The sequence below is a fragment of the Pseudomonas sp. SDO5591_S426 genome, assembly GCF_054070755.1.
Genome location: NZ_JBSVXD010000187.1, coordinates 1 through 10,507, shown reverse-complemented (window position 1 = coordinate 10,507; position 10,507 = coordinate 1). Strand labels below are relative to the sequence as shown.

General features: G+C 59.5%; 10 protein-coding genes. All 10 read left to right on the top strand.

From position 1 onward, the window contains the following. Window positions 1-250: 250 nt before the first annotated feature. Window positions 251-1,051, top strand: coding sequence for a cystine ABC transporter substrate-binding protein (gene tcyJ / locus ACW9JC_RS25165; protein ID WP_338584156.1), 801 nt, complete (start codon window positions 251-253; stop codon window positions 1,049-1,051). After that, the gene (gene tcyL, locus ACW9JC_RS25160) at window positions 1,051-1,716 is read left to right on the top strand and encodes a cystine ABC transporter permease (protein WP_338584155.1); all 666 of its coding nucleotides are present in this window, start codon (window positions 1,051-1,053) and stop codon (window positions 1,714-1,716) included. The genes tcyJ and tcyL overlap by 1 nt, the downstream gene beginning before the upstream one ends. A 4-nt stretch (window positions 1,717-1,720) precedes the next feature. Continuing rightward, complete coding sequence (gene tcyN, locus ACW9JC_RS25155) at window positions 1,721-2,476, top strand: L-cystine ABC transporter ATP-binding protein TcyN (RefSeq protein ID WP_457458345.1); 756 nt, start codon at window positions 1,721-1,723, stop codon at window positions 2,474-2,476. A 460-nt stretch (window positions 2,477-2,936) separates the two neighbouring features. Further along, window positions 2,937-3,758 carry a hypothetical protein gene (locus tag ACW9JC_RS25150; RefSeq protein WP_457458343.1) on the top strand — a complete coding sequence of 274 codons (822 nt, stop codon included), beginning with the start codon at window positions 2,937-2,939 and terminating at the stop codon, window positions 3,756-3,758. 171 nt (window positions 3,759-3,929) lie between these two features. Then, window positions 3,930-5,171: an SfnB family sulfur acquisition oxidoreductase gene (locus ACW9JC_RS25145; protein WP_457458341.1), complete on the top strand. Its 1,242-nt coding sequence runs from the start codon at window positions 3,930-3,932 to the stop codon at window positions 5,169-5,171. A gap of 23 nt (window positions 5,172-5,194) precedes the next feature. Then, entirely contained in the window at window positions 5,195-6,388 is a 1,194-nt protein-coding gene (locus ACW9JC_RS25140) for an SfnB family sulfur acquisition oxidoreductase (RefSeq protein ID WP_457458339.1), read from the top strand. Continuing rightward, window positions 6,388-7,746, top strand: a complete 1,359-nt coding sequence (locus ACW9JC_RS25135; RefSeq protein ID WP_457458337.1) for an LLM class flavin-dependent oxidoreductase — start codon at window positions 6,388-6,390, stop codon at window positions 7,744-7,746. Before ACW9JC_RS25140 ends, ACW9JC_RS25135 begins: the two co-directional genes overlap by 1 nt. Before the next feature lie 128 nt (window positions 7,747-7,874). After that, entirely contained in the window at window positions 7,875-8,684 is an 810-nt protein-coding gene (locus tag ACW9JC_RS25130) for a MetQ/NlpA family ABC transporter substrate-binding protein (protein ID WP_457458335.1), read from the top strand. A 2-nt stretch (window positions 8,685-8,686) separates the two neighbouring features. Further along, a complete protein-coding gene (locus ACW9JC_RS25125) occupies window positions 8,687-9,808 on the top strand; it encodes a methionine ABC transporter ATP-binding protein (RefSeq protein WP_457458333.1) in 1,122 nt (373 codons plus the stop codon). After that, window positions 9,798-10,442 carry a methionine ABC transporter permease gene (locus ACW9JC_RS25120; RefSeq protein ID WP_338584147.1) on the top strand — a complete coding sequence of 215 codons (645 nt, stop codon included), beginning with the start codon at window positions 9,798-9,800 and terminating at the stop codon, window positions 10,440-10,442. Before ACW9JC_RS25125 ends, ACW9JC_RS25120 begins: the two co-directional genes overlap by 11 nt. Window positions 10,443-10,507: the final 65 nt, after the last annotated feature.

The following is a 10,507-nucleotide window of genomic DNA, read 5'->3' as shown; positions in this document are numbered from 1 at the left end:
AAGTTCGCCGATCCTTGTAGGAGCTGCCGCAGGCTGCGATCTTTTCAAGACCCATCGCTTATTCGTCAATTGCATATCAAAAACAGAATTTATTATTTTCTAATCTAATAACGCCATCATATAGTCACGCCGCAGGCGAATTTGCAGCGAGACGCATACGCTGCTTTAGGGCAGGATATCGCAGTCGTCCAATTCCCGAATTTGCCAACTTTCCTTAAGCGTCTTCCATAAGAAAACACAGGGGCTTGTCATGAATTTTTCCGCACTACGTCGTAATCTGCTGGTGGGATCGCTGGGCCTGGCACTGAGCGCCGGCCTGATCGGCAACGCCGTTGCCGGTGAGCAGCTGCAACAAATCAAGGACAAAGGCGTGATCAACGTCGGCCTGGAAGGCACTTACCCACCGTTCAGCTTCGTCGACGCCGACGGCAAACTGACCGGCTTCGAAGTCGAGTTCTCCGAAGCGCTGGCCAAAGAGCTGGGCGTGAAGGTCAAACTGCAACCGACCAAATGGGACGGCATCCTCGCGGCGCTGGAATCCAAGCGTCTGGACGCGGTGATCAACCAGGTGACCATCTCCGAAGAGCGCAAGAAGAAGTATGACTTCTCCGAGCCGTACACCGTTTCCGGGATTCAGGCGCTGGTGCTGACCAAGAAGGCCGCCGAGCTGAACATCAAGTCCGCTGCCGACCTGGGTGGCAAGAAAGTCGGCGTGGGCCTGGGCACCAACTACGAACAGTGGGTCAAAGCCAACGTGCCAACCGCAGACGTGCGCACCTACGAAGACGATCCGACCAAGTTCCAGGATCTGCGTGTCGGCCGTATCGACGCCATCCTGATCGACCGTCTGGCCGCGCTGGAATATGCCAAGAAAGCCAAGGACACCACCGCTGCCGGTGAAGCGTTCTCCCGTCAGGAAGCCGGTATTGCCCTGCGCAAAGGCGAGCCTGAACTGTTGGCTGCGGTGAACAAGGCAATTGACAAACTGCGCGCCGACGGCACCCTGAAAAAGCTCTCGGAAAAATACTTCAACGCTGACGTCACTCAATAATGGAAGAAGCTTTTCAACTCGCGCTGGACTCCGCGCCCTTCCTGCTGAAGGGCGCGTACTACACGGTCATCTTGAGCCTCGGCGGGATGTTCTTCGGCCTCTTGCTGGGCTTCGGCCTGGCACTGATGCGCCTGTCGCGCTTCAAGCTGGTGAGCTGGATCGCCCGCATCTACGTGTCGTTCTTTCGCGGCACGCCGTTGCTGGTGCAACTGTTCGTGATCTATTACGGCTTGCCGCAATTGGGTGTCGAACTTGATCCGCTGCCGGCGGCCCTGATCGGCTTCTCGCTGAACATGGCTGCCTATGCCTGTGAAATCCTGCGCGCTGCGATCAGCTCGATCGAACGCGGTCAGTGGGAAGCCGCTGCCAGTATCGGCATGACCCGCGCGCAGACGCTGCGCCGGGCCATCATTCCGCAAGCGATGCGCACGGCATTGCCGCCGCTGGGCAACAGCTTCATCTCGCTGGTCAAGGACACTGCACTGGCAGCCACCATCCAGGTGCCGGAGCTGTTCCGTCAGGCGCAGCTGATCACCGCCCGTACCTTCGAAATTTTCACCATGTATCTTGCCGCCGCGCTGATCTACTGGGTTCTGGCCACGGTGCTTTCGCACCTGCAGAACAAGCTGGAAGAGCGGGTCAATCGGCACGACCAGGAGTCCTGACCCCATGATTGTCGTGGAAAAACTGACAAAGCAGTTCAAGGGTCAAGTCGTGCTCAACGGCATCGATCTGCAAGTGAAGGAAGGCGAGGTCGTGGCGATCATCGGGCCTAGCGGCTCGGGCAAGACCACGTTCCTGCGTTGCCTGAATTTCCTGGAAGAACCCACCAGCGGCCGGATCAAGGTCGGCGATATCGAGATCGATACCAGCCGTCCGTTGAACCAGCAGCAAAGCCTGGTGCGCAACTTGCGCCAGCACGTGGGTTTCGTGTTCCAGAACTTCAACCTGTTCCCCCATCGCACTGCCCTGGAAAACGTTATCGAAGGCCCGATCATCGTCAAGAAGATCCCGCTCGCCGATGCCGTTGCCTTGGGTAAAAAGCTGTTGGCCAAGGTTGGCCTGGCGGGCAAGGAAGACGCTTACCCGCGCCGCCTCTCGGGCGGCCAGCAACAACGCGTGGCGATTGCCCGCGCGCTGGCGATGGAACCGGAAGTGATCCTGTTCGACGAACCAACCTCGGCGCTTGACCCGGAGTTGGTGGGCGAAGTGCTGGCGACGATCCGCGGTCTGGCCGAAGAGAATCGAACCATGGTCATCGTGACCCACGAAATGGCTTTCGCTCGTGACGTGGCCAATCGTGTAGTGTTTTTCGACAAGGGTGTGATCGTCGAACAAGGCGAATCCAAGGCGCTGTTTGCCAACCCGAAAGAAGAACGCACGAAACAGTTCCTCAGCAAGTTTCTGAACAACGCCCACAATTAAATCACCCTTCGCAAACTTGTTAACTTCCACGGAAGGAAGTTACATGCCGCCACACCCACCTCCCACACACAACAAACCTCCAAAAACATAAATCATTATTTATCGGCGTGCGCGGTACATATTTATATTACGCAACAGACTTACGCTATGACGCCTCACTAGCCCCGCCCTTGGCTCTTCTCTCCTTCTCCGCCTTTATGCATAGGCCGACCCAGTATTTATGGGCAATTTCCACGCAGCGATAGCGTTTATTAACTTCTACGCGTAGGAACTTTCTGAATAACGCCATATTTACCAGCCAACTAATAAACGCCATTGACACTGACTCAGTCGAACTCTTATCTAGTCTCCAATCGACGCCATTCAATATCAACTTCCAAAGTAACTAACTGTTTTCCACTCGCATTTCACATTTTTATTTTCAGAAACGGACTTCGCTGCAAAACTTCAAGGAGACTCCATGAAAAGCACTTCGAATCAATCCGAACTCGCGGCCCCGGCCGTGGCGCAATCCCACAAGACCGGCATCAACATCACCTCGGCCGCACACCTGCTGATCGACGTGCCGCCCTATCCGGCGATGGACGAAGGCGATCTGATCGAACTGTTCTGGGACAACTGCTACGTAGCCTCCCGGGTGCTGACCCGCGATGAGGTCGGCCGATCCGTTCGGTTGCGGGTCCCGGAGAGCTTCATCACCAATGGCTCTTCGCGCATTCACTACCGGATCATGCAGATCGGTCAGGGCGCGGCGGTATCGGCTGCCAGGCGCGTGCAGATCAAACTCGATTGCCCCGGAGGTCAGCCGTCCGCATTGTGCGGTGATGAAAACCAAAGTCTAGCGCCGGTGGGTATCCCCGAAACGATTCGTCGCCAGGGCCTGAATCAGAACCAGATCAAGCGGGGCGTGCCGCTGACCATCGAGCCGTATCTGAACATGGCGGCCGATGACGAAATCACCCTGCGTTGGGGCGATGTGCGCATGGACCTGCCACGGCTCAAGGCGTGTGATGTGGGCCAGCCAATTCAGGTCTGGGTACCACCGGCGATCATCGTCGAGGCCGGCGAAGACCTGCGGCTGGAGGTGACTTACTGCATCCTCGATCGCGTGGGCAACAACTCGCGGTGGGCGCCCGCGCGTACGCTGAAGATTGGCTGTACCAACCTCTATCTGAACGTCCCGAAGAAGGAACAACTCAAGGCCGCGGAGTCCCGCTGTTGCTACGCGTGCAAGTGTTGCCCAGCGGACAGCAGCCCTTCTATATATATTCCTAAAAGTTAGTTCATAACTTATTTATAAACGCTTAGGGTATATGCACCGGACCACCGGACATTCTTGTTTTCGTTCGTCGCACACAGCGGCGTTTCCATGAGATGAGGTAGGTATGGTCCGGAACACAATCACCCCAGTGCAGATCGCCAGGGCATTGCGTGCAGCCAAGGAGCGGCACTGATGTCCAGTCTGGCAGATGCAATCGTCCAGAGTGATCTGGATATCGCCCCGTTGTTGTTGCCCGCACAAGTCCTGCGCAACGACGCTCAAGCGATCAAGGCCGCCCATGAGCTGGCGCAAGCCGCCCGCCTGCAAGCGGCCAAACGCGACCAACAGCGCAAGCTGCCGTGGTCGGAAATCGAACAGTTCACCCGCAGCGGCCTGGGTAGCATTGGCATCCCGCGCGAATACGGAGGCCCACAGGTTTCGTTCGTCACCCTGGCCGAAGTGTTCGCGATCATTTCCGCGGCAGACCCGGCCCTTGGACAGATCCCGCAGAACCAGTTCGGCATCCTCAATCTGGTGCTGGGCAGCGCCACTGAAGCGCAGAAAAAACAGCTGTTCAAAAGCGTGCTCGACGGCTGGCGCATCGGTAATGCCGGGCCGGAACGCGGCACCAAAAACACCCTGGAACTCAAGGCGCGTATCACCGCCGACGGCGATGGTTTTGTCCTCAGCGGGCAGAAGTTCTATTCCACCGGCGCGCTGTTCGCGCACTGGGTCGCGGTCAAGGCGCTCAATGACGACGGTAAGCAAGTGCTGGCCTTCGTGCGTCGCGGCACGCCGGGGTTGCGGATCGTCGATGACTGGTCCGGCTTCGGTCAGCGCACCACCGCCAGCGGCACGATTTTGCTGAACAACGTGCGGGTCGACGCCGAACTGGTGGTGGACAACTGGAAGATCAACGACAAGCCCAATACCCAGGGCGCCGTCTCGCAACTGATTCAAGCCGCCATCGACGCCGGCATCGCCCGGGGCGCCATCGATGACGCCATCGCGTTCGTGAAAACCCGTGCGCGACCATGGATCGACGCCAACGTCGAACGGGCCAGCGATGACCTGTACGTGATCGCCGACATCGGCAAGCTGAAGATTGAACTGCACGCCGCCGAAGCCCTGCTGCGCAAGGCCGGGCAAGTGCTCGATCAGGTCAGCGCCGCGCCGCTCACCGCCGAGTCCGCTGCCCGCGCTTCGATCGCCGTGGCCGAAGCCAAAGTGCTGACCACCGAGATTTCGCTGCTGGCCAGCGAAAAACTCTTCGAACTGGCCGGCAGCCGCGCCACCCTCGCCGAATTCAACCTCGATCGCCACTGGCGCAACGCCCGCGTGCACACCCTGCACGACCCGGTGCGCTGGAAGTATCACGCCGTGGGCGCCTACCACTTGAACGGCACCTTACCGGCTCGCCATTCCTGGATCTGACGACCAGACCTCTGGAGAAACACATGACAAGTTCTCACCACGTCGCGGTCTTAACCAGCGATGAGCAAGCCCTGATTGTCGCCAGCGATCTGGCCGAAGATTTCAAACGCGACAGCGCCCTGCGCGACCGTGAACGTCGACTGCCACACCCGGAGCTGGAAGTGTTTTCCCGCTCTGGCCTGTGGGGCATCAGCGTGCCGAAAGAGTACGGTGGCGCGGGCGTTTCCAACGTCACGCTGGCCAAGGTCATAGCGCTGATCAGTCAGGCTGACGGCTCGCTCGGACAGATCCCGCAGAACCATTTCTATGCACTGGAAGTGCTGCGCGTGAACGGCAGCGCCGAGCAGAAGAAACGCCTGTACGCCGAAGTGTTGGCCGGTCAGCGTTTCGGCAATGCACTCGCCGAACTCGGCACCAAAACCGCCCACGACCGCGTCACTCGCCTGACCCGCGACGGCAGTGGCTATCGCATCAACGGTCGCAAGTTCTACGCCACGGGCGCGATTTATGCTCAGCGCATCCCGACCTCGGTAATCGATGAAAACGGCGTGCAGCAACTGGTATTCGTACCGCGCACCAGCAAAGGCCTGACCGTTATCGACGACTGGAGCGGCTTCGGCCAGCGCACCACTGGCAGCGGTTCGGTGGTGTTCGAAGATGTCTATGTCGCCGCCGAAGACGTGATCCCGTTCCAGAGTGCGTTCGAGCGCCCGACCCCGGTCGGCCCGCTGGCGCAGATTCTCCATGCCGCCATCGACACCGGCATCGCCCGCGCGGCCTATGAAGACGCGCTGCACTTCGTGCGCACCAAGACCCGGCCGTGGATCGACGCGACACATGAGAAAGCCATTGAAGATCCGTTGACCCTCAAGAGCTTCGGCCACTTGAGCATCCGCCTGCACGCCGCCGAAGCGCTGCTGGAACGCGCCGGTGAATTCCTCGACAAGGCCCAGGCCGACACCCAAGCCGAGACCGTCGCCGCCGCCTCGATTGCCGTCGCCGAAGCCCGCGCAATCAGCACCGAAATCTCCCTCGCGGCCGGCAGCACCCTGTTCGAACTGGCCGGCAGCCAGGCAACCCTGATTGAACATGGCCTCGACCGCCATTGGCGCAACGCCCGCGTGCACACCCTGCACGACCCGGTGCGCTGGAAGTATCACGCGGTGGGCAATTACTACCTCAACGACGAAAATCCTCCACTGCGGGGGACCATTTGATGAGCGCCGCAAAAAAGAAAATCCTGCTCAACGCGTTCAACATGAATTGCATCGGGCACATCAACCACGGCCTGTGGACGCACCCGCGTGACACGTCGACCCAGTACAAAACCATCGAGTACTGGACCGAGTTGGCGCAATTGCTCGAACGCGGCCTGTTCGACGGGTTGTTCATCGCCGACATCGTTGGCGTTTACGACGTCTACCAACACTCAGTGGACGTGCCGCTCAAAGAGTCGATCCAACTGCCGGTCAATGATCCGCTGCTTTTGGTTTCGGCCATGGCAGCGGTGACCAAAAACCTCGGCTTCGGCCTCACCGCCAACCTCACCTACGAACCGCCGTACCTGTTCGCCCGGCGCATGTCGACACTGGATCATCTGAGCCGTGGCCGAGTGGGCTGGAACATCGTCACCGGCTACCTCGACAGCGCCGCCAAAGCCATGGGCCTGAGCGAACAAGTCGAGCATGACCGCCGTTACGACCAGGCCGACGAGTACCTGCAAGTGCTCTACAAACTCTGGGAAGGCAGTTGGGAAAACGGTGCGGTGCTGAACGATCCGCAGCAGCGGATCTACGCGCAGCCGGAGAAAGTGCACAAGATCGAGCACAAGGGCGAGTTCTATCAGGTCGAGGGTTATCACCTGTGTGAGCCGTCGCCACAACGTACGCCCGTGCTGTTCCAGGCGGGCAGTTCGGATCGCGGCTTGCTGTTCGCCGGGCGGCATGCCGAGTGCGTGTTCATCAGCGGCCAGACCAAGGCATCGACCAAGGTTCAGGTGGACAAGGTCCGCGCCAGCGCCGTTGAAGCTGGCCGCAATCCCGAGGACATCAAGGTGTTCATGGGCCTGAACGTGATCGTCGGCGCCACCGAAGAGCTGGCGTGGGCCAAGCACGCCGAGTACCTGAGCTACGCCAGCGCCGAGGCCGGGGTGGCGCATTTCTCAGCGTCCACCGGGATCGATTTTTCCGAATACGCCATCGACGAACCGATCCAGTACGTGAAGAGCAACGCGATCCAGTCCGCCACCAAAAACCTGCAAAACAACGACTGGACTCGGCGCAAATTGCTGGAACAACACGCCCTCGGCGGACGCTACATCACAGTGGTCGGCTCGCCGGGGCAAGTGGCCGATGAGCTGGAATCGTGGATCGCCGAAACCGGTCTCGACGGCTTCAACCTGACGCGAATCGTCACGCCGGAAAGCTATGTGGATTTCATCGATCTGGTGATCCCGGAGCTGCAACGGCGCGGCTCGTACAAGACCGCTTATGACGACGGCAGCTTGCGGGAAAAGCTGTTTCATCGTGAAGCGCATTTGCCCGAGCAACACACAGGCTCGGCGTTTAGACGCTAACAGCATCGCTGGCAAGCCAGCTCCCACAGGGGTCGTGTGAACACCCGAGAACACTGTGGAAGCTGGCTTGCCAGCGATGAGGCCCGCCCGAACACCAAAAATCTTACGCACTGACTGGAAAAACCATCATGAAAAAGAACTACCTCTCTCACCCAGTCAAAGCACTGGCCCTGGCCCTCGGACTCTTCAGCTCGGTGACCTTCGCCGCCGACGCTCCACTGAAAATCGGCACCACCGCCGCCTTCGCCATTCCGCTGGAAGCGGCCGTCGAAGAAGCCGGCAAACAAGGCCTGAAAGTCGAGCTGGTGGAGTTCACCGACTGGATCGCGCCGAACGTCAGCCTTGCCGCCGGTGACATCGACGTGAACTACTTCCAGCACATCCCGTTCCTGGAAAACGCCAAGGCTGCCTCCGGTTTTGACCTGGTACCGTTCGCGCCGGGGATCATCAACAACGTTGGCCTCTACTCGAAAAAATACAAAAGCTTCGATGAGTTGCCAGAAGGCGCCAGCGTCGCTATCGCCAACGATCCAATCAACAGCGGACGCGGCCTGCAGTTGCTGGCCAAGGCCGGTTTGATCAAGCTCAAGCCGGGTGTCGGCTACAAGGCCACCGAAGAAGACATCATCGCCAACCCGAAGAAAATCAAGATCCTCCAGGTTGAAGCGGTGCAACTGGTGCGCGCCTACGACGACGCCGATCTGGTCCAGGGCTACCCGGCCTACATTCGTCTGGCGAAGACTTTCGATGCCGGTTCCGCGCTGCTGTTCGATGGCCTCGATCACAAGGAGTACGTGATCCAGTTCGTGATCCAGCCAAAGAGCAAAACCGACCCGCGCCTGATCAAATTCGTCGACATCTACCAACACTCGCCCGCCGTTCGCGCCGCACTGGATAAAGCCCATGGCAAGCTCTATCAAGCCGGTTGGGAGAGCTGAGCATGACCGCCGCGATTCAACGGCGACTGGAAATTCCAGAGCCTCAAAACGCCGAACAAACCGAACTGCATCCTGAGCTGAATCACGCCCACGTCCGCTTCGTCGGCCTGGGCAAAACCTACGAAGGTAAACGAGGCCCGGTGGCCGCCCTGCAAGGCATCGACCTGGCGATCCAGCGCGGTGAAGTGTTTGGCATCATCGGGCGCAGCGGCGCCGGTAAATCCTCGCTGATCCGCACCATCAACCGCCTCGAACAACCGACCTCGGGTCGGGTGCTGATCGATCAGGTGGACATTGGCGAGTTCGACGAGGACCGCTTGGTCGCGCTGCGTCGACGCATCGGCATGATCTTCCAGCACTTCAACCTGATGTCGGCCAAGACGGTTTGGCAGAACGTCGAGTTGCCGCTGAAAGTCGCCGGCGTGCCCAAGGAACAACGCGAGCAGAAAGTCCGCGAGCTGTTGGAACTGGTGGGCCTACAAAGCAAGCACAAAGCCTATCCAGCGCAGTTGTCCGGCGGGCAGAAACAGCGTGTCGGCATTGCCCGTGCGCTGGTGCACGACCCGGCGATCCTGCTCTGCGACGAAGCCACTTCGGCGCTGGACCCAGAGACCACGCAATCGATCCTCGGCCTGTTGCGCGAGATCAATCAACGCCTGGGTCTGACCATCATTTTGATCACCCACGAAATGGCGGTGATCCGCGAAATCTGCGATCGCGTCGTGGTGCTCGAACATGGGCGCATCGTTGAGCAAGGCCCGGTGTGGGAAGTGTTCGGCAACCCACAGCATGAGGTCAGCAAGACCCTGCTCGCACCGTTGCAACATGCCTTGCCGCCAGAGCTGCAAAGCCGCTTGCAACCTCAACCGCAGTCCTCGGACGACGCGCTGGTATTGCGCCTGCAATTTACTGGTGGGGCCCATGACGAACCCGACGTCGCCGCGCTGTTCAGTGCCCTCGGTGGCCGCGTGCGCTTGCTGCAAGGTGGCGTGGAACGCATTCAGGGCCACGCTCTGGGGCAACTGCTGCTGGCGGTGAGCGGCTCCTCCGTCAGTGCCGAGGAGTTGCGTCAGCGCGCCAGCCATTGGGCACAACAGGTGGAGGTGTTGGGCTATGTGGTTTGATCGCTTGCTACAGGGTTTCATCGACACGTTTCTGATGGTCGGCGTGTCGTCGCTGATCGCACTGTTGGCGGGAATTCCGATGGCGGTGATCCTGGTTACCAGCTCAAAGGGCGGCATCTACGAAGCTCCGGCGCTGAACCGCGCACTGGGCGCGTTCGTGAACCTGTTCCGCTCTATCCCGTTCCTGATTCTGATGGTGGCGTTGATTCCGTTCACCCGGTTGATCGTTGGCACCACGTACGGCGTATGGGCGGCCGTGGTGCCGCTGACCATCGCGGCTACGCCGTTCTTTGCGCGCATCGCCGAAGTCAGTTTGCGCGAAGTCGATCACGGCTTGATCGAAGCCGCGCAAGCCATGGGATGCCGTCGCCAGCACATCGTCTGGCATGTGCTGTTGCCGGAAGCGCTGCCGGGGATTGTTGGCGGGTTCACCATTACGCTGGTGACGATGATCAACTCTTCGGCCATGGCCGGGGCGATTGGTGCCGGCGGCTTGGGGGACATTGCGTATCGATATGGTTATCAGCGGTTTGACAGCCAGATCATGTTGACGGTGATTGTGTTGCTGGTGGCGTTGGTGGCGGTGATCCAGTTGGGTGGAGATCGCCTGGCGCGGGGATTGAACAAGCGGTAAGTGAAGATCAAAAGATCGCAGCCTTCGGCAGCTCCTACAGGGGATCGCATTCCAAATGTAGGAGC

What these genes read in the sequence shown, in the direction of transcription:
- ACW9JC_RS25120 (WP_338584147.1), top strand. Translation starts at nt 9,798, where the DNA reads ATGTGGTTTGATCGCTTGCTACAGGGTTTCATCGACACGTTTCTGATG.
- tcyN (WP_457458345.1), top strand. Translation starts at nt 1,721, where the DNA reads ATGATTGTCGTGGAAAAACTGACAAAGCAGTTCAAGGGTCAAGTCGTG.
- tcyL (WP_338584155.1), top strand. Translation starts at nt 1,051, where the DNA reads ATGGAAGAAGCTTTTCAACTCGCGCTGGACTCCGCGCCCTTCCTGCTG.
- ACW9JC_RS25145 (WP_457458341.1), top strand. Translation starts at nt 3,930, where the DNA reads ATGTCCAGTCTGGCAGATGCAATCGTCCAGAGTGATCTGGATATCGCC.
- ACW9JC_RS25130 (WP_457458335.1), top strand. Translation starts at nt 7,875, where the DNA reads ATGAAAAAGAACTACCTCTCTCACCCAGTCAAAGCACTGGCCCTGGCC.
- tcyJ (WP_338584156.1), top strand. Translation starts at nt 251, where the DNA reads ATGAATTTTTCCGCACTACGTCGTAATCTGCTGGTGGGATCGCTGGGC.
- ACW9JC_RS25135 (WP_457458337.1), top strand. Translation starts at nt 6,388, where the DNA reads ATGAGCGCCGCAAAAAAGAAAATCCTGCTCAACGCGTTCAACATGAAT.
- ACW9JC_RS25150 (WP_457458343.1), top strand. Translation starts at nt 2,937, where the DNA reads ATGAAAAGCACTTCGAATCAATCCGAACTCGCGGCCCCGGCCGTGGCG.
- ACW9JC_RS25140 (WP_457458339.1), top strand. Translation starts at nt 5,195, where the DNA reads ATGACAAGTTCTCACCACGTCGCGGTCTTAACCAGCGATGAGCAAGCC.
- ACW9JC_RS25125 (WP_457458333.1), top strand. Translation starts at nt 8,687, where the DNA reads ATGACCGCCGCGATTCAACGGCGACTGGAAATTCCAGAGCCTCAAAAC.